A 17,706-nucleotide genomic window follows, 5' to 3' on the forward strand; every position below is an offset into this window, starting at 1 on the left:
CGCGAGGATCCCAACGGAGACCATGCCCCACACCATCATCTTGCCGACGATGTCGGCAGACTTGGGGTCGTTTACTTCCACCAGGTAGGTGTTCTGATTACCGTCCTGCATGACACTTTAGCGATCACGGTCGTCCCGATTACGCTCCCTCTGTTCAACCTGTTCACGCTCCAACTCCTCGAGACGAGGAATGTGCTGTTGCGCGGGATCAGTCCGAGTGGTCTCGCCGCCCCGCTGGGCCGCTTCCCTGTCTCTGTTTACACTTTTCTGCTGCCTCTGAGTAGCGTCCACCGTCTCGGCGAGCTGGTGAGCCTCACGCTCCGCTTGCCCGATCGGACGTTCTTCTTCCAGATCCACCCTGAGATCGCGTTGGCGATCGTCGGCAGTATCCGCAGTTACCGACTGCTTGTTTGACTTATTTTCGTCCCCACGCTCTTCATTGCGTTCAATGGTCGCGATCTCCGCGCGCAGTTCCGGATCCTCGTTGGCAACATCCCGGAGATAGCCGTTTCCGGAAGCGGCGAGTTGAGCTGCATGATGTAGCGAGTCCTTAAGGCCCTTCTCATACTGCTCTCGGTTTTCGTCTCCGAGCTCGCCGGTTTCGATATCGGCGAGGCCGGAGCGATAGTGTTCCACATTTGCCATCGCATCGCGACCTACCTCAACGACAGCCTCTGCATGCTTGGCAACAGCTGCCTCCCACTGGTGGTTTGCATTCGTCTGCTCTTGCACCTCAGATGCCGTTCTTTCCGGCGCGCCACCACTTTCTTTGGAGACGTCGCCAGCAGCGTTTCGCCCATCCTGCTCATCAAGCCCACGCTCCTTCATTTCGAGCATCTGCCTGCGCAGATCGACGATCTCGCGAGCGAGGGAGGAAACTTCTTCGAAGCCTGACCGTTCCTCTGGACCAGCGCTGCGCTGAAGGTTGAACAGAGCCGTTTCAACCGTCTTTTCGTACGCTTCGAACTCTGGGCGTGTCTGCTCGCGCATGTCCTTTGCCTCCGACAACATGTCTCTGATTGCTACCATATTGGAGCGGTAATCACCGCCGAAATCTGCATGAATGACTGCACCAGCAGGCGATTGATCCCCTTGGGTAACGCCGCTTTCGAGATAGGAGCGATGCTGTGCGGCGTAGGCCGCAACCACTGTGTCGCCGGCGTTGACTGCAATCTTCTGCCAGGTCTCCTGAGCTTTTAGAATGTACTGGCGGCTCCTCTGGCTCGTCGCCACCACGCGCCGATCAGCACGCTTTGCGTCATATCGCGCCTGCGCCGGCTCGCTGGTGCCTACATGCTCGGTACGACCGTTATGTTTGACGGCGCGAACCTGATTACGCGTGAAGGCTGGCGGCGTAGCGAACTCGCGGCGATCGGTCATTTCCATATTGATGCCGTGGTCACGCGCCTTCTCGGCCATCACCTCCCGCCATTGCCGGAAAGTGGCCGGAGTCGTCTCGATCCGATCGCCCGATTCCGATCGCATCGTCACGATGGCATGGGCATGAACATGCGGCCGCTTGCCCCCCTCCCCTGCCTCTTTCGGATCGTTCTCCGGATCGTGCATCGCGAATACGTACCGATGGCCCGCAAACTGCTCAGCCAGGAAGTCGCGAACAGCTCCTTCAAACGCGACTGCATCCGTGCCGGCACGCGCCGACATGATCACGTGCATCACGTCACGGCTCTTGCGGCTGTGCAGCTCATCCCGCCATTCCTTTTGCACCAGGTCGCCCGCAGCCTTGTCATCGGCAATCGAGCGACCCTGATCGTCCCGAACGTCGTTATGCTGCGCGATCAGGTCTCGCAACTTGGCAGCGCCGTATTCCACGCCGTTGCCATAGCCTTTGAACGAGAAAGCCGCAGGGGCCTCCTTTGCAACGGCGCTGGCGTTAAAACGCTCCTGAACGATGTCGGCCGCCTTCGCGTCCGCCGTCAGTCGCTCGCCCTGCCCGCTGCGCAACACAACGTAGCCCTCAATCGTGAGCGATCCGTCATTCTGGGTTTCGACAGAGTAAGCATAGCGCCGATCACCAAAGCCACTGCTGAGAATGTCCCGCACCTGCTCATGCGGGTTCGAGCCGCCGGACAAGCTCACCTCGACGCTGAACGCGCCGATGTCGCGGCTCTCGGTCCTGTTCTGGAAAAGGTGATCCCAATCACCACGGAGACGCGCCAGCTCCTCACGGCCACGCAACGTCTCGCCGTTCTCATTTTCAACCTTCAGCTCCCCGCCTCTGGAAACATAGTTGAGCATCGAACCGACACGGGCGCCACCACCGTAGGACGCCAGTTTAACCACGGCTGGCTGGCTCCCTTTGGCAACGCTCGCAAGACGAACGTCCATCGATCGCGCAGCACCCGAACCGGCAGCCACCGACCTCGAAGGGGATGACGCGTTGAATGCCGAAGTCCTTCCGCCTCCCCTGGCTCCGGATCCGCCTTTTGACATTCCAACCTGGTGCTGGAGATTTTTCAGTCTCTTCTCAAGCTCTTCTTCTACGGCGCTCCCACGGCCGCCAAGCGTCATTTCGTGCAATAGCGCCGCGCGTCTCTGCTCCCACTCGCTTGTGAAAGTGCCAAAGAAGAACTCCACGGCCTACACCTCCCCTCGGCGCTCATGGCCGGCGCGGCGCGAAAGTGTCCGGAGCTCGCTCATGACTGCCGCCTGAATCCGTTGGACGTTGCCAAGATTGATGTCCAGCTCTGAGGGATGGACACCCTTTCCTGCATTCAGGGAGCGCGCGACCTGGTTCAAATTGATGCCGATCATCCGCATGTCTTCGAGCAGTGCGCCCATGATCAACCTGTCTTCCGCAGTCAGAATTGGGCGAACACCAGCACCCTCGAGGAGCAGCGAACGGAAAAAAGCAGACACACTCATACCGGCCGACTTGGCCGCATCTTCGATAGCCGAATGCTCAGCATCGCTGACGCGGACGTTGATGAGACGCCCCTTGCGTTGCTTGGCTGACGGTACTTCGATCGTGTCTTCACTCATCAATCAATCAAGCCTTTTCGGAGCCTAGCGACCCTCATCGTGGGCACGTCCCACGATCGCGACGCAAAATGTAAAACATTTTTGCGTATCCTGCCACTCTTAACCTAAAGCACTATTCCCCAATTTCAATCAACTTCCACCTCTTGACTGGCTCCGCTACGCTTCGCGTTATTTCCGTTGGAACGCTCACCAGGGTTCACCGCCAAAACCGCTTCTGAAGGCCTTTGTCTGTCCCTCGTACTCGAGGTGACAAGGGACGCTTCGCTCTTCGCCCTTGGCACCCTCCGTGCGAGCGCCAAGTGAGGCCTTACGCGGCTCCGGGGTTCACCACTCGAGAAGAGCACTCGACTAAACCACACGACTAACTCGTGTGGTTTAGTGACGGCATATTACCGTGTGTTCACACGGAGGTTTTGATCTTAACCTGCGTGCATTCACATGTTAGTTTCGCATCGATGTTATGATCTTAACGACGATATGGCTTTTCCGATTGAGCACTCGTTGGACTGCTAGGGGGCGGGGTGCACTGTTAGACTGGGAGTGGATCGTGAAATGGCAATCTGCATATCGCTGGTAAGCGGCAAGGGCGGCGCGGGGAAGACAACCGCCGTTATCCTGATCGCTGGGGAATATGCGCTTCATGGTAAGCAAGTGCTTTTGATTGATGCGGACGGACGACAAAACCTGAATGAGTGGTGGTCCCGCTCCGAGGCGAAAGACAACAGGCCAGACGGCATTGAGCTTCGCACGGCGGTAACCAACGCATCACTGCAGCATATTCTGGAGAACGAAACCGCCGGGTTTGACGTCGTGTTAATCGACTCACCCGGTCAAGACACAGTGCTACGAGACACGATCATCGCCGGCTCGCACATCGTTATGACGCCAATCCAACCAAATCAGGACGAGATCCTTGCGGCTGGCCAGGCCGCAATGGACGTAGCTGACGCCTGCGATCGGACCGGACGAAACATTCCTCACCTCAACTTCAGGACCCGGATCACTCTCCCCGGCCGTTCACTGGAAGCTTACCGCCTGATCCGCCCCTTCATCGCAAACCTGCAGCAGCAGGGATATGATTCACACCTCCTCGACACCGAGCTTTATGAGCGAAACCCGTATCGCGACATCAGACTTGGATATGGGACACTGCAAATGCTGGAGCTCAGCGACTCTGTCAAAAAGGCCCGGAGTGAGGTTATGGCCATGATGCAAGAAATTGAACGGTTCCTGCCAAACGAGCAAAAGAGGGCGCAAAATGGCTAAAGGGACTTCAAGTATATCTGATTTTCCCGTTGCACCGCGACGGTCGCGGGGGAATGTGCCCAATCCAATGTCGCAACCGGCCATAGACCATCAAGCAGAAAATGTGGTGCCCAGCGATCATCTGGACCAAGTCGCTTTAGGAGAAGCTCCCGCTAAGGTCCCTGACGTTCAGGTGCCACCAAGGTCGAGTTTGATCCTGCCATCACCGGAGGCTCGCCGGGAGAGAGCGACGAACAAATCGTTGGAGCGTGAGGCGTCCAGAATACGACTGCAGGAGCTGAAGCAGAACAAAGCGCGGGAGAGCAAACACTTCGTCAACTGCCCCCTTGATTACGACACCAAGAAGCGTCTGGAGCGAGCAGCCTCTGACAACGACTTGAAAATGACGGTAATCGTCAAGGCCGCGATCGACCAGTTCCTGAAGGATAATGGTTATTGATCCTCGACCTTCGATTCCTGGCCGGGATAGCGGTAGGCACACCCCTTGGATTTTTGATCAACCCTGAAGCGGCAGAGAAGGTCGGGATCGATATTCATGCCATAAAGAGAACTTTACCCAGTTTCGGCGCCGCTCCACCGGAGCCTTTCAAGCAAACAGACTGGCCAACGGACGATCGCGCCAAACGTGAGCTGTTCCGGTTTGCAATGTGGGACTTCGAGGCATACGGACCAAGGTCTGAGATCCGGATCACAAGATGCATCAGCATCGACCAGCTCTCCCTGGCATGCGAAATGCGCGTGAAGTTGAGTTGGGTCACGGAAGAGAGGACCCTCGAAGGCGTCTTTCAATCCAATGCCCACGGCTGGAATCTGATTGCTGCGAAAGCGGTGAACAGGAATACGCGCGGTCAATCTTAAGCCTGACGGACAACGCGCCTCTGGGTTGCGCATTTCGCATCCAAGAGATCCATGCCGACGTCATTCCCCCAATTTTGTGAGGGTTTTGTAACTGGTGCGAAGGATGACAGTGCCTTAATGGCACGATATGGTGCGTGATATCTGCGACAGGCGGATTTGGGGACTGAGGGAATGCCTACGGTGCGGAATCTATCCGACTATATCAAATCGAGGGAACTGGTTGAGACCACAGATCCAGATTTCCAGAGACCCCTGTACCGCAAGGAGGGATTCGACGGCATAGTCAGCTTCGGCGAGATTGACGCAAAACTTTCCGCATTCCTCTTGGACGAACGCGCGAAAACTGGTCTGACCCAGAGCGATTTCGCGACCCTGGCTGGTCTCGCTCGAGTGGTCTATAGCCGCTACGAACTGAATATTTCGCGACTGACCGTTTCGCGAATGATCCACCTTTCCGAGCTCCTCGGGTTCCTGCCGATGCAGATGATTCATGCCGCTGCACCTCATCTCTACGGTAAAAATCCTGAAGAGGCCGATGATCGGGTTGAACTCTTCAGACTCATTCATGACCTCCCGCACGACACCATACGCAGTTTGATCGGTATAGTTGGCCAACTGACGCCTAAGGATGTCCTTGAAGCTCGGCAGAAAGCGGAAGCGGAGGCCGAAGCACAAGCGGAGGCTGAACGCCAACGACTAGCTAGAAAAGCGGCGAGAGTCAGCAGGAAAGGCCGTCCCCCTGGCCGGCCACCAGGTCGTAAATCATCCAAGGTCAAAACCAAGACAGACGATTGAAGAACGGAAAACGACCGTCAAGTGATGGCCATTTAGGAACGCGCCATCCCTCTTCCCTGTGGGCTATTCGATCGAGGCCACGACCCGGTGCGTCGGCACTACCCCTCACCCCGTTTTCCGGTCGCTGGTCGCATTTGCACGCATCAGCGACATCAGCATTGGTCCCAGCCCGAACTCCCCTACCCTCGCTCGGCGCGTGAGATCGCGGAGATATCCACCTGCCGAGGTGATATGCCCTGCCCTCTCCAAGATTGCGGCCATAGCAACCGCGGCATTCTCAGGACCCATAACCTCGCAAGCCTCCTGGTAGGCCGACGGGCTGACGCCAAGCATTGATCGAACCACCACCGCGGCCGCCATCAGCTCGCGCCAATGGGAGATCGTGCCCCCGGGCCCGTAGTCCGAAATCTGCGGGCAGGCTTTCAGGACCATCGACAGCGGGAACGCCTTCATCTGTTCCGGCTTTGCCAACGGCTGAGCAACCGCTTTGGGTGCTACTTCCAGCTCGACGGCTCCGCCCTGCTCTTTTCCAGAGCTAGGTTCAAGTTCATAGATGGATTCGGGTTTTGAATTCTGTATGTGGCATCCGTTTTGGATAGCATTGCCATCCATATTTTGAGAATTCAGCTGATTTTCCAGAAGGTTGAGGATTTCGGTACGCAAAAGCTGCATCTCGTCGAGGATTACCTCCACCTGGTGACGGTCAGAATTGCGGGGAAGTCGGCTGACAATGCCGACATACATGTCTTCGATGGCTTCCCAGTCGCCGTCGGCCCCCTCCTCCATCGCTGCAGAAATCAGCTTGCGCACATCACGCCGGCAGATAGTCAGTGCCTCCTTGGCTCGCCTGAACTGCAGGCGTTCGGCAGCGACTTCCTGTGCCAGGATTGCAAGTTCTGCAGCACGAGCCAAAAGTGGAGAAAGATCGAACCCAAAGGCTTGCTCGATATCGCCACCCTTGTCCCGGTGAGCGTAGCGCTTGCCGTTCGGACTATCTTTGCGCTGGATGAGTCCCGCTTCGACCAGGGCAGCCAAATGGCGCCGCAAAGTCGTTCCAGTGATGCCGTGCGCTCTGACCGAGAGTTGGGCATTGGATGGGAAGACGACCAACCCATTCTCGCTGTTGAGTTCGTTCTCCGGATAGAACGTCAGCAGGGCGTCGAGTACAGTCAGTGCCCTGTCCTGGAGGCCGAGGCGTTCACGGGCCTCGCAGGCGTCGCGAAACACCTTCCATTTTTCGACCGGGCGGCTTGGTTTCCTCTCGGACGTCTGGAGCTGCCGCTTTACAAGAGCAAGCACAACCGGCCGCCGCCCAAAGGGCGTCGTTACATTTTCACTCTGCATCTTCCTTCACCTTTCTTCAGGCAAAAGAAATCCGCTCACCAAAACGATGCCAAAGACTCTTGACTGGGATTCATGGACATGCGATTCTCGATCTTGCTAGGAATTGAGAGAGGCTTCCATGACGGAAACGTTTTGGGGGCCTTTTTCTTTTGTCGCGGTCTCTCCTCTTGACCAATTAACGAGTGTCTCGATCACACCTCTTGGTGAGTGGGATCGGAACGATTGTTGTATTCGGTCAGAAGATCAGGCATTCGGTCCGCCAGCCAGCGCGCGAAAGCGCGTTCCTGCTTCGGGATTGAGACCGTAGTTCCAGCCGAATTACTCTTCATGCGGCCAAAAACTCGGTCACCCACGGCGAAGTCAACAATCTCTTCAGCTGGTTCCGTAGTCACTTTGTCGGCCGCAGAACTTGCAGCTCGTATCGCTTGGGCAATACGGCTGGAGCTGTCAGCGCCCCGAAACTCGACCGTATCGAGTATCTTGCGAACACGCGCTGCGCTGCTCGGATCTTTCAGCAACTCGGCAAATGCGGTCCATTTCGGTCGACCAACTCCTTTTGCTCTACCGATCGCAAGAATGATGTCTTCGGGAACCGCCTCCGTCACTCGAAAGAGATGCGATATTGCCGCTTCTGAAGCTCCCAAGATTGGGCACATGGCACGATGGGAAAGGCCAGCGCTCTTGAGCTGTACTGCCCACATTGCCTGCTCGATCCAGGTCAGGTTTTCCCGAACACCATTCTCAAGCGATTGCTCTTCAATCAATTGCCGATCGGAAAGCTCTCGAACATACGCTCGAATCTTTATCGTCTCCGGGCGATCCGCTTCTGCCATTATGGCCTTGATCGCCGCCCATCGACGGTAACCATAGGCAAGCTGGTAATGATCCGGTTTCGTCGGATGCGGCCGAACGAGAACCGGAATTTTTTGGCCCTCGCTTGCGATAGAAACTTTAAGCGCCTCGAGCTCTTTGGCCGCATCTTCGTCGTTGCCAAAGCGATCTCTATAGGGGGAGCGGTCGATACGGTCAGGATCGAGTGAAATGACACTATCTTCTGTGAGCTGTGTCAGTGCTCGACCCACATTGGAAATGACAGGTGAAGAGTGCCGCCGCGCCAGCGAGGGCTTGTCAGACGCGTCCGACACCACAGTAGTTTCTGTCCGACTTTCGGCGGCCGCCATTCGCTGAAGGATGCTTTTCTTCATGTGCTACGCCCCCAAACTTTGTGAACGAGGTCGAGGATTTCGGAGTTAACTCGATCAGCGCTCTCAATTGCGCGCTTCAACGCTTCACGACCGACCTCGCCCGACTCGAGCTCGTATAAGGTCTTCTTCGCTACCGCTGCACCGGCGATTGCCGTCGATTCGAGCGCCTCCGCAACGAGTACATCATCACCAAACAATCGGCGCATGACTCCAGACATGTACTTCTGAGGCCCGTCATTCGGGTTCACGCGGGTGAGCAGGAAACGGAAAAAGTCATGCTCAAATTTCGCTCCAAACTGCCCCAGCACCTCCGAGAGATCGGAGATCATGATCAGGAACTGATTGCACGATGCAACGTCGAGCATCGCCGGGTGAACGGTAATGATTAAGGATGTGGCTGCGTAAAGAGCGGCTAGCGTCGAGTACCCAAGGGATGGTGGGGTGTCGATGATAACGATATCGTATCGATCATCGACGCGGGCCAGGGCACTGCTTAACCGCTCGAAGAACAAACCCAAGTCATCTCTGGTTTTCGAGGTCAGATAGGACGGGGTATCAAACTCAAAATCCATTAGCTCCAGATTGCCAGGAACTAGATCGACACCTGGGAAATAGGTTGGCCTGATCACTTCAGCAAGCGGCCGTCTCTCATTGTCATATCGAATGGCTGCATAGGCTGTCTGGTTCTCGCCGAGATCGAACTCGGGCTGAATACCAAATAGCGCAGTCATTGATGCTTGCGGATCAAGATCCAGACACAGGACCCGATAACCCTGAAGCCCTAGAAAATGTGCGAGATGAATAGAAGTGGTTGTCTTGGAACTACCACCTTTAAAATTCGCCGTAGCAATTACCTGAAGCTTTTCCCCTTTGCGACGATGCGGAAGCAGCTCGCCAGCTTCGTCCGGGCGAAGTTCGGCCAAGAATGCCCTCAGTTCCTTGACCTGTTCTATCGTGTAGGTTCGCCTATTGTTTTCTGCACGCTCGGGCAATGGCCCCTTCCCTTCCAGCGTCAACTGGCGAAGAGTACTTTCCGGAACCTTGAGTAGCCTCACTAGGTCAAGGGTTGAGAATGTCCGGCCAAATGTTTTTTGCGCAGAGGGTGGATAGACAGCTTCACGCATATCGTTCAGCTCCGCAGAGAGTTTCGAGGTGTAAACCCCGATCTTCGACGCAGTGTCTCTGACGGCCTGAGAAGCTGGCTGCAACATTCAATCCTCTTGACGGTTCCGACCACTTTACGAGATCATTTCCGTCAGGGATGCCAGACTGACTCCGATTCTTCAAGGCGTTTTTCGTTAACAAGAAGTTAACGCATCAAGGATGCCCGACTTTACAGTTGTAAAGTTTTGGGTCGATGCGCATGAGACCCGGTCGGTATGCTGGGGCCTCTACCCTGTAGTAGAGCTGAACTGTCGGAGATAGTCAGCGACTGCCTGAGCCTTCGCGGCGGCAGTGATGACTGCACGTGAATCCTGCTTCAGCACCTTGAGCCAGCTTTCAACGTAAGTCGCGGTGTTGTCTCGCGGATCATGCTCGATGCCAAGATCGGCGCAGACGAACGCGGCTGAGATCTCGGCAACAAGCTCCTCCATGGCGTAGGCCTCACTGCCGAACCGCCCACTCAGGTCACGGCCCAAACGTGCCTTTGCACCACTCCAATGAGAAATTTCATGAAGAACCGTGCTGTAAAGGTGAACCTCGCTGAGGAACCGGCTTCGATCCGGCATCAGAATGTCATCAGGGCCAGGGCGATAGCAAGCCTGCTTGCCGCCGTAAGTGATCTTCGCGCCAGTGCGTTTTATGAAGGATTCGACGTGTTCGAGAACCGGAACCGGATCCTTTGGCACATCCTCGACCGGGCTCTTGAAGCGGTCAGATAGGTTGTCGATCTGCTCGACGTTGAAGACGGTGTAGCCCTTGAGATAGGGGATTGCACGATCGTCAGCCTCCTGCTCCTTCGGCGTGAAGGTGCCATACTTGACGACGAGGGTCCCTTGTTCGCCCTTGCGGACTTGAGCGCCAAGCTCTTGAGCCTGCCGGTAAGTCATCCACGTGTTTTCGTCGTAGCCTGCGAGTTGCCCGGAAAGCCACAGCATGACCACGTTGATGCCGCGATAGCTTTCGCCGGAGGCGCGCAGCGGCATAACCGACCTGCGACTGTTGCCGCGCCACGGCCGGATCCAAGGCTTGGTGCCGGCCTCGAGCTGCTGCATGATGGTGTCGGTGATCCGCTGGTAGGTGTCCTTTACGCTCTGCATTGCCGTCTCCTGTTCGTTGGTTGACGGCAAAGATTCGAAGATAGCGAAACGAGCCCATGCACCCGTAGGGCCGCAACGGAGTGTAGGACCGCGCAAGCGGTTGAATGGGTGAGGGGCTATCGTAGTTTGTCCGTCAAACCGTCCAACGGACAGGAGAGGGCCCTGAGCGTTGGCACCCCGGCCGACGACACGGGCCTCACTGCAGCGACATGGCCCAGATCAGCGCTCTCGGTCGTCGTGGTCGCGGTTTCGCTGGCGATCGGCAAGCTGCTGCGCTTCAATAGCCTTAAGCTCGGCATTGATGTGCTGCGACTGAGGCTCTTGGGCCTTTTGCTGACCTGGCTGCGAATGGGCATCTTGGACCTGTTCCGGCCGACCCAGAGTCTTGAAATCAGATCTTGCGGTGAACTTAACCTCCTCGTCGTCAGGAGGCATCCGCTCGGGAAGGTCAGCGCGGTCAACGGCCACAATCCCTCTGTCGGTCACGAGGCTCGCCACGCGATTGTCATGCCCGAGAACCTGCCCTTCAATCACTTCGCCCGGGCGGGCCGTGCGGATGTTGTGCTCGAACGGTTTCTCGCCAGCCTGCTCAAGATCTGACATGGCACTGCGGATCGCCTCGCGGCGGTTAGGCTCCATCGCATCCTGGATGAGGTGCTTCATCGCCGGACTGGACGGATCGTTCGTGGTCTCAATGGATGCCTCGATCATGCGAGGCTTGGTGATGACGGTAAGATCAATGTCATGACCGTAGGTGCGGCCCAATGAGACCACCAGCGCTTCGTTTGCCCTTCCGTTGCCTTCACGAAAGGCATGAACGTAGTTCAGCTCAGATAGGACGTGAGCGGCCTTCTCGGCGAATTGCTCAGGTGTGGTGGCTCGCAAGCCCTGAACGTCTTTGGTGGGCCGCAGTGCCTCGTTGAGCCCCATTTCGATCCGCGATCCGGGCAGGAAGGTCGTGTCACCCTTCGAAAGCCCCCCTACCGGCTCTACCCGCTGTCCATCGACGACAGGACTTTCGTTGCGCGTATGTCCTGCCCATTCATAGACATCTTGGAAGATGTAGCCGTGCAGAGCCTTCAGATGCGCTGCATCGTGATTACCGACTGGGCCTTTTCCCTCGGCCAGCTCCGTTTGCCTCAAAGCTGTGAATGCGTATTCGGCTTCACGCAGCGCAGATTGGCTCCTGATATCAAGCTTGTTCTTCAGAACATCCTTGAAATCCTTATCCTCTGACGTGTTGGGATAGGTGTAGGAGCCTTTGGCTTCATCATCGCGCGCCAAGCAAAACCTCATGCAAAAAGCCGCCTGAGATCACAGGCGGCCGCTACAAATCTCTAGGCGATGATCAAGCCCGCTTAAAGCGGGCCAGAAGCTCTTGGCGCATTTCGTCGGAAGTGATGTCTCCGGCAACGTAACGGCTGTTTGCTTCTTCCAAAACCGGATCGCCGGTGTAACCCTGCCGCATGTTGGCGGCACGAGCCTGATCGACGGCTTTCTTTCGGGCAGCAACAGCTTCCGGAGAGCGATCGGGGCGGGGGGCATGAACGTTCATTGGCAGAGCCTCCAGTTACTATTCAACGTAGCACAAAAGGAGCCAAATATCCAGCGAATGCGGGGTAGTCGGCTCTTTTATGGTGGGAGCCCGCTCAGAGATCGGGCCTCCCAGAGTGATCAATCGCGGGGTTCCCATTCAATGATGGCCTGCAGCGCCAGGTCATCTTGGCCGGGGTAGCGGCCCAAGTTGGCGTTGAAACCGAGGCGTTTGATGGAGAGCGTGTAGTACGGCTTCCCTTCTCCGCTGGTCTTTTTCCAGATGCCGCCAACTTCGATGTCGTGGCCGCGAGGCGACTTGGCATAGACGCGATGCGTCGGAGCCTTTTCGTTGGCGGAGTCGAACGGTGTGACCTTGATGTCCAGGTCCCGGTCGATGGTGGAGATGAGGCCGGTTCCCTTGGCGTTGTCGATGTCGTCTTTGTCGAACTGGATGAAGTTGGTCATGCTCATGTTAATCACTCCTCTATGGTGGTTGCGATGATCGTTCATAGGGCACGGGGATAAGCGGTGCGCACCGTAGGCCGGAGCGCAGCAAAGGAGGCTGGACGGGGACAAATTTTGCTTCGCGAGGAAGCCGAAGGCGGGGAAAATTTGGAGACGAACAGCTTTGCGCCAACCGCGTCGCCGTGCGAACGGGCATCAAGAGCAACCACTTTGGAGGTGTGGGGCCTGAGCGCTTGCAGCAATACGTCACCTCGACAAATGAGACATCGGCACAGGTCAAGGGCGCGATCGTGCGGAATGCAACCGAACCGACACCCCGGAACAAGTGGCTGGGGTAACCGAGAGTTCCGCAAAACGTGAGATCTCGCCATCTGTTGATCACAGAGTGCCGCCAGTCGTTCAGTTGCCGGAATGGCTGCGGCGATAGGAGGAGGGCGGTTCAACCTCGGCTCCCCACAAGCCTTGGCGAGCTGTCGGGCTCGATTCTCGGCGCGGCGGTACTTGCTCAGGTCGATTGGGTGGGATCTCGGTAGCTAGCGCAACAAGAGGGTGGCTTGGCCCGCCTTCACCATCTCGAGGCCAATATCCGAGTTCTCTACGAAGCACTGGCTGACAAGGCGTTTATACTGGTCTCGATCGACTTCAATGCAGCGGACATGCTTGCCATCGATCATGCGGGCGAGGAAGCGACGTGCCTTAATCCCGCAATTCCATATCACACCGTTTTTGGAGCCGGTCTGGTCCCGCTCACAGGCGTCAATGGCCGCGATACGGATCCTCTGTTGACGAATGCTGAAGGTGTCACCGTCGATCGCTCGCGCTCGGCCTGAATAGTCGGCCGCTGCAGAAGACGGGGTGAACAGAAGCGCGGCCAGCGCGGCTCCAACCAAGCGATTTTCTATCACGAGTGTGCCTCCATTGAGTTGCGGGCTGCCAGCCCAAATACCGAGCGGTTTAGATGAAGCTCTCCCCTCGCGGCACGGTCTGTCATGGCTCGCAAATAGCCGCCCGGCGAGCTGATTTCGGCGCGCGTGTATTTCTCAAAGGTGAGAGCGATCGCAACGGCGGCCGCCTGGTGGCCCATTCGGTCCACGGCGCGCTGGCGCGCATCCTCGGACACGCCGGCGATGCGGCAAAGTTTGGGAACGATCCGGCCCAGGTCCGCCCAACTGCGCGGGGCTTGGTAGCCATATTCGGCAAGGCTTGGCGTAGCCCGCCACACATCCTCCAGCGCCACAAGTGAAGGCCGCACTTGCAATTGCTTATTGCTTTGGCGCGAACGGCTGCCCAGGCTTTTCTCAAAAGCCCTTTTGTTGGCGGAGCCAGCTCCTCGTGAACCGACTTGTTCGGCATTAGCCGAACGCCGTTCATCATTACGAGGTCCAAAAGGTTTCGGGGTTGTAATCTGTATGTGCATGTCGTTCTCGACATCCGTGCATGTCATATTTGTATCTATGTCGGACCCTTGGGGTGACCGATTCACGTTGCGCAGGCGGTCTGCAAGCCACTCCAAAAGCATTGTTGCCTTCCGGAGGACGTGGCCCGATGCGTGCCTGGCTGATCCAATGAAGGCTGCGACCCTTTCAACACGGGACGTGATCCGTCTCCGAATGGCTGCCCCTTGATCGATTGAAGACACGAGAGCATACCTTGCAGCACGCAGAGCGTCCCGGAAGCGACGAGCCGCCTGGTCCCGGACTCGTATCTCTTCCCGCTTCTGGCGTACAATTTGATCAAGCTCTCGGTGCCGGGCAATCAGGACACGCAGATCAATGCCGCAGGCGTCGGCAATATCTCCTTCGCCATCGCGGATCGGATAACGCTTGAAATTCGCACTGTCCTGCATGGTGACAAGGCCGAGGTCGTACAATCGGGAGAGGATCCGGCTTACGCGCCCAGGTGACTTGTTGATGTCATACCCCAGCTGTCGGTTCGACTTGTAGACAATCGGGCGCCCACCTTTGTCAAAGGCATCGGACTTGGCGGTCGTTATGATAGCCTCGAGCAACGCATATTCTGAGGTCGTGATCATTCCGATCGTCATCAGATTCTTAGCGAGCACCGCAAGCTGGCCACGCGTCACCGCTCCGATTTCCGTTGACTGCGCCAGTCGCCGAAATTCGGATCGCTCCTTCGTCATTCTGCGACCAGTCGGTCGCTTGTATTGTGTGGGTTCCCCCATCGTCCGTCTCCTGTCAGAGGCCAGACAAAGCTCCGCCGTTCACCGAAAAGGTGTTTTGATTATTGACATCGGAGGGGAGGTCTGCGAGAATGATGGTGCTTTTATATTTTCGAACTGCAGACCGCTTCCGGATTTTTCGGGAGCGGTTTTTCTTTTCTAGGCCGGGTGCTATCTCCAAAAACTGTTAGAATGTGTGAGTCGGAATCGGTTGTGGTTCCGCTCATTGCGATTTGTAGCCTGAGATACCAATTTGATGCAAGTTGTCACATTTCCGCGCCGCTGCGTCGGTTCAGGTGGCATTTAAAAAGCGCCATTATTCCAATATTTTAGAGCAGTACTCTGCGTCGCACCTCGCTTCACGTTCAAGACTGGAACGTTTCCAGACGATGACATACCCCCGTTATTGTTGGATAAACTCAACGGGTGGGGAGGAGAGTTTGAGAGGAGGGGGCGCGGGCCTCCTCTCAAAAAGCGGCCTGATCTGCCGTCCCCCGTACGTTTCTGCCTCCCAGGCACCTGCGAAAGCGCCCGCATTGGCTCGATGCCAAGGCGGGCGCTAAGGTGCGATCTTGAAGCAAGCTCAGCCGCGCTGAGTAGCACCCTCAAGGTAGGTCAGCGGTAGATCGAACGCCTTCAGCGCTGTATCGAGGGCTTATTGCACATCATCCTAATCAACATGCTCCGGATCGCTTAAGGTAGGCGTTGATTAGCTGGCAGCAGCTTTTGGCGGCAAGGGTCGGATCAGAGGCGGAATCAAGCATGGCTTACCCTCTGTAAAAAGGGGAACCGGTCACGCTGGAGGACGTGACCGGGGACAAACAGCGGCTGGTTATTCCGCTGCCATCGGGAACGAGTGCTCGTCCTTTTCCTCTGAGGTTTCAGTCTCACCCTCTGCGTTGGGGTCTGACGCGATCCGAACGTGAGGCGGAAGCCAACCGCCGTCCTTAATGGACTTGGCGGCATACTCCGCAGCCTCGCCCTTCTTCATGTTGCCGACACCAGCGGCGAAATCCTCGCCGCGCACCTCGGCAACAACGGCTTGGATGGTTGGTCTGTTGACGTGGCTGAAATAGCTTTCCGCCGTGGTCTCGAACCAATCCCGCATATCGACATTCAATGCGCGGCCCATCTGGTCGGCATGTGCCAGCGCATGGCTCCGACTGCTGAACTTCTTCTCAACTGCATTGACGGAATGGGCGGCGGCATAGGCCAGAAGCTGCAACAACTCGCTCTGCGATTGATCCATCAGCCATTCCCAAAGGTCAGCAGGATCGCCGGGAAGCCGGTCCCCGTAGTTTTCCTCAAGGCTTCCCCACGCCTCAAGGGCCTTGTTCTCGGCGGGACGCTTCATCGAACCGTCGAGCACTTCATGAGTGACAGAGATTTCAAGCGCGCTCTGGTGGCCGGGAATGCCCCATGCCGTGCGGTATTGCACTTTGAGCAACATCGCGTGGACAACCGCCACAAGCGCAATGTCGGGATTGTTCGCCAACTCGACACGAAGCGCCGCCGTCTTCTGAGCGGTCAGGTCCTCGATCAAAGCCGCTGAATGGGTCAGCGCCGTAGATTTCGAAGCGCCGTCAGCTTCCTCGGTCGCCCCGCCTTGCTTCCCTTCTGTGGCCTCTGCCTTCTTCTTGTCCTCGTCGCGGACAAGGCCTCTCAGCACCGACAACTTGCCCCAATGGTCGATTGTGACGATTGCCCCTGCCATTGCGAGGTCTTCGCTCCGATAGGCTTCTTCGCGCTTCTGCAGGACGGCGATTTCCTGCTCGACGGCGGACAACGCGGCCTCTGCACCTTCATGCTCCTGATCCGCGTCAATCTGCGCCGCCAGTTCGTCATAACGCTCAGTCAGTGCTTCAAGCTTGGCTTGATCCTCGTCGCTGAGGTCCACGCGCTGCGGGTAAACCCGGGCCATCTGATAGATATTATCCGGCTGCTGAGTGCACCACTCGACCCATTTCCAGCCTTCGGCCTTCACGGCTTCCGCCTCGACCTCCAACTTCTCGGCAACCAGCTTTTCCAGCAAGCCGCTATCGCATGCGAACCCGCCTCCCTGCTCGACAAACAGGTCGCGACGCACAGGACCGCCAGCCGCTTCATAGGCTTCTAAACCTCCGATCAGCGCCAACCGTTTGTCGCTTGCGGGGACTTCTTCTGCTGCGAGACGGCGCTTGATTGTGTTGGCGCTGCGATCCCATGAGGGGAGAACATTCCAAACCTCTTCCTGTCGAGCGTGATCGTCGGTGATGGTGAAGGCGGCAAGCTGCTCGAAGGTCATATCCTCGGCGCGGAACGCCGCGAACAGGACAGGGGAAACCTTCGCCAGCGCAAGACGGCGGTTGACGATGATTTCGGTTGTCCCGAACCGGGCGGCGATGTCTTTGATGGACTTGCCCTCATCGAACAACGCCTTGAATGCCTCGAACTGGTCGGCGGGGTGCATGGCCTCGCGCATCATGTTCTCGGTCAGGCTTAACTCCGTTGCGTCACCCGCATCCCGGACAATGACGTTCACGGCGTAGTCGGCCCCGATCTCGCCCCGTTCGGCGAGAAGATTGAGGGCTGCGAGGCGGCGACCGCCGGCCGTCACGAGGTATCGGCCCTTGGGAGCTTTGCGCACCACAAGGTTTTGAATAACGCCATTGGCGAGAATGGACGCCGACAGGCTCTCGATGCTCTCCTTGGTGTAGGTCTTGCGGACGTTCTTGGGGTCTGCGTTCAGCTTGTTCAGTGCTACCGCGATGATGTCGCTCATGGTTCCTTGCTCCAGTTTTTCCCGTTTCCCTTAGGA

The 17,706-nt window shown here is 57.1% G+C and carries 16 protein-coding genes; 4 read left to right on the forward strand and 12 right to left on the reverse strand.

Annotation, left to right across the window (positions count from 1 at the left end; all coding sequences use genetic code 11):
- Positions 1-117: 117 nt before the first annotated feature.
- Both ACT53S_RS22095 and ACT53S_RS22100 read right to left on the reverse strand, forming a co-directional pair.
- Positions 118-2,595, reverse strand: a complete 2,478-nt coding sequence (locus ACT53S_RS22095) for a relaxase/mobilization nuclease domain-containing protein (RefSeq protein WP_476068604.1) — start codon at positions 2,593-2,595, stop codon at positions 118-120.
- A 3-nt stretch (positions 2,596-2,598) separates the two neighbouring features.
- Positions 2,599-3,000, reverse strand: coding sequence for a DUF6290 family protein (locus ACT53S_RS22100; protein ID WP_476068605.1), 402 nt, complete (start codon positions 2,998-3,000; stop codon positions 2,599-2,601).
- A 552-nt stretch (positions 3,001-3,552) separates the two neighbouring features.
- On the opposite strand from ACT53S_RS22100, the gene ACT53S_RS22105 reads away from it, so the two are divergent.
- From ACT53S_RS22105 to ACT53S_RS22120, 4 genes are all read left to right on the forward strand, one after another.
- On the forward strand, positions 3,553-4,266 hold the full coding sequence (locus ACT53S_RS22105) for a ParA family protein (protein ID WP_476068606.1): 714 nt from the start codon (positions 3,553-3,555) through the stop codon (positions 4,264-4,266).
- Positions 4,259-4,705, forward strand: coding sequence for a hypothetical protein (locus ACT53S_RS22110; RefSeq protein ID WP_476068607.1), 447 nt, complete (start codon positions 4,259-4,261; stop codon positions 4,703-4,705). The genes ACT53S_RS22105 and ACT53S_RS22110 overlap by 8 nt, the downstream gene beginning before the upstream one ends.
- Positions 4,702-5,124 (forward strand): hypothetical protein, encoded by a 423-nt coding sequence (locus ACT53S_RS22115; protein WP_476068608.1) that lies wholly within the window; start codon positions 4,702-4,704, stop codon positions 5,122-5,124. Before ACT53S_RS22110 ends, ACT53S_RS22115 begins: the two co-directional genes overlap by 4 nt.
- A 171-nt stretch (positions 5,125-5,295) precedes the next feature.
- On the forward strand, positions 5,296-5,919 hold the full coding sequence (locus ACT53S_RS22120) for a helix-turn-helix domain-containing protein (RefSeq protein ID WP_476068609.1): 624 nt from the start codon (positions 5,296-5,298) through the stop codon (positions 5,917-5,919).
- 105 nt (positions 5,920-6,024) lie between these two features.
- Here the strand turns inward: ACT53S_RS22120 and repC (ACT53S_RS22125) are convergent, their stop codons facing one another.
- The 10 genes from repC (ACT53S_RS22125) to ACT53S_RS22170 form a co-directional block, all read right to left on the reverse strand.
- The gene (gene repC, locus ACT53S_RS22125) at positions 6,025-7,263 is read right to left on the reverse strand and encodes a plasmid replication protein RepC (RefSeq protein WP_476068610.1); all 1,239 of its coding nucleotides are present in this window, start codon (positions 7,261-7,263) and stop codon (positions 6,025-6,027) included.
- Positions 7,264-7,454: 191 nt separating this feature from the next.
- The gene (repB, locus tag ACT53S_RS22130; protein WP_476068611.1) at positions 7,455-8,468 is read right to left on the reverse strand and encodes a plasmid partitioning protein RepB; all 1,014 of its coding nucleotides are present in this window, start codon (positions 8,466-8,468) and stop codon (positions 7,455-7,457) included.
- On the reverse strand, positions 8,465-9,679 hold the full coding sequence (gene repA, locus ACT53S_RS22135; protein ID WP_476068612.1) for a plasmid partitioning protein RepA: 1,215 nt from the start codon (positions 9,677-9,679) through the stop codon (positions 8,465-8,467). Before repA ends, repB begins: the two co-directional genes overlap by 4 nt.
- Before the next feature lie 180 nt (positions 9,680-9,859).
- Positions 9,860-10,729: an ArdC family protein gene (locus tag ACT53S_RS22140; protein WP_476068613.1), complete on the reverse strand. Its 870-nt coding sequence runs from the start codon at positions 10,727-10,729 to the stop codon at positions 9,860-9,862.
- 219 nt (positions 10,730-10,948) lie between these two features.
- A complete protein-coding gene (locus ACT53S_RS22145) occupies positions 10,949-12,013 on the reverse strand; it encodes a Fic/DOC family protein (protein ID WP_476068614.1) in 1,065 nt (354 codons plus the stop codon).
- A 64-nt stretch (positions 12,014-12,077) separates the two neighbouring features.
- The gene (locus ACT53S_RS22150; RefSeq protein WP_113460381.1) at positions 12,078-12,284 is read right to left on the reverse strand and encodes an antitoxin VbhA family protein; all 207 of its coding nucleotides are present in this window, start codon (positions 12,282-12,284) and stop codon (positions 12,078-12,080) included.
- Between the two features lie 119 nt (positions 12,285-12,403).
- Positions 12,404-12,736 carry a DUF736 family protein gene (locus ACT53S_RS22155; protein WP_149740632.1) on the reverse strand — a complete coding sequence of 111 codons (333 nt, stop codon included), beginning with the start codon at positions 12,734-12,736 and terminating at the stop codon, positions 12,404-12,406.
- A gap of 527 nt (positions 12,737-13,263) precedes the next feature.
- A complete protein-coding gene (locus ACT53S_RS22160; RefSeq protein ID WP_476068615.1) occupies positions 13,264-13,635 on the reverse strand; it encodes a thermonuclease family protein in 372 nt (123 codons plus the stop codon).
- Positions 13,632-14,912 carry a plasmid replication protein RepC gene (gene repC / locus ACT53S_RS22165; RefSeq protein ID WP_476068616.1) on the reverse strand — a complete coding sequence of 427 codons (1,281 nt, stop codon included), beginning with the start codon at positions 14,910-14,912 and terminating at the stop codon, positions 13,632-13,634. Before repC (ACT53S_RS22165) ends, ACT53S_RS22160 begins: the two co-directional genes overlap by 4 nt.
- An 829-nt stretch (positions 14,913-15,741) precedes the next feature.
- The gene (locus ACT53S_RS22170) at positions 15,742-17,670 is read right to left on the reverse strand and encodes a ParB/RepB/Spo0J family partition protein (RefSeq protein WP_476068617.1); all 1,929 of its coding nucleotides are present in this window, start codon (positions 17,668-17,670) and stop codon (positions 15,742-15,744) included.
- Positions 17,671-17,706 lie beyond the last annotated feature (36 nt).

It is taken from the genome of Allorhizobium sp. DMC15, assembly GCF_056314065.1.

Bases quoted from the DNA above. Each gene is read 5' to 3' on its own strand.
- ACT53S_RS22100 (WP_476068605.1), bottom strand. From the start codon at position 3,000: ATGAGTGAAGACACGATCGAAGTACCGTCAGCCAAGCAACGCAAGGGG.
- ACT53S_RS22105 (WP_476068606.1), top strand. From the start codon at position 3,553: ATGGCAATCTGCATATCGCTGGTAAGCGGCAAGGGCGGCGCGGGGAAG.
- ACT53S_RS22110 (WP_476068607.1), top strand. From the start codon at position 4,259: ATGGCTAAAGGGACTTCAAGTATATCTGATTTTCCCGTTGCACCGCGA.
- ACT53S_RS22120 (WP_476068609.1), top strand. From the start codon at position 5,296: ATGCCTACGGTGCGGAATCTATCCGACTATATCAAATCGAGGGAACTG.
- repC (WP_476068610.1), bottom strand. From the start codon at position 7,263: ATGCAGAGTGAAAATGTAACGACGCCCTTTGGGCGGCGGCCGGTTGTG.
- repB (WP_476068611.1), bottom strand. From the start codon at position 8,468: ATGAAGAAAAGCATCCTTCAGCGAATGGCGGCCGCCGAAAGTCGGACA.
- repA (WP_476068612.1), bottom strand. From the start codon at position 9,679: ATGTTGCAGCCAGCTTCTCAGGCCGTCAGAGACACTGCGTCGAAGATC.
- ACT53S_RS22140 (WP_476068613.1), bottom strand. From the start codon at position 10,729: ATGCAGAGCGTAAAGGACACCTACCAGCGGATCACCGACACCATCATG.
- ACT53S_RS22150 (WP_113460381.1), bottom strand. From the start codon at position 12,284: ATGAACGTTCATGCCCCCCGCCCCGATCGCTCTCCGGAAGCTGTTGCT.
- ACT53S_RS22155 (WP_149740632.1), bottom strand. From the start codon at position 12,736: ATGAGCATGACCAACTTCATCCAGTTCGACAAAGACGACATCGACAAC.
- repC (WP_476068616.1), bottom strand. From the start codon at position 14,912: ATGGGGGAACCCACACAATACAAGCGACCGACTGGTCGCAGAATGACG.
- ACT53S_RS22170 (WP_476068617.1), bottom strand. From the start codon at position 17,670: ATGAGCGACATCATCGCGGTAGCACTGAACAAGCTGAACGCAGACCCC.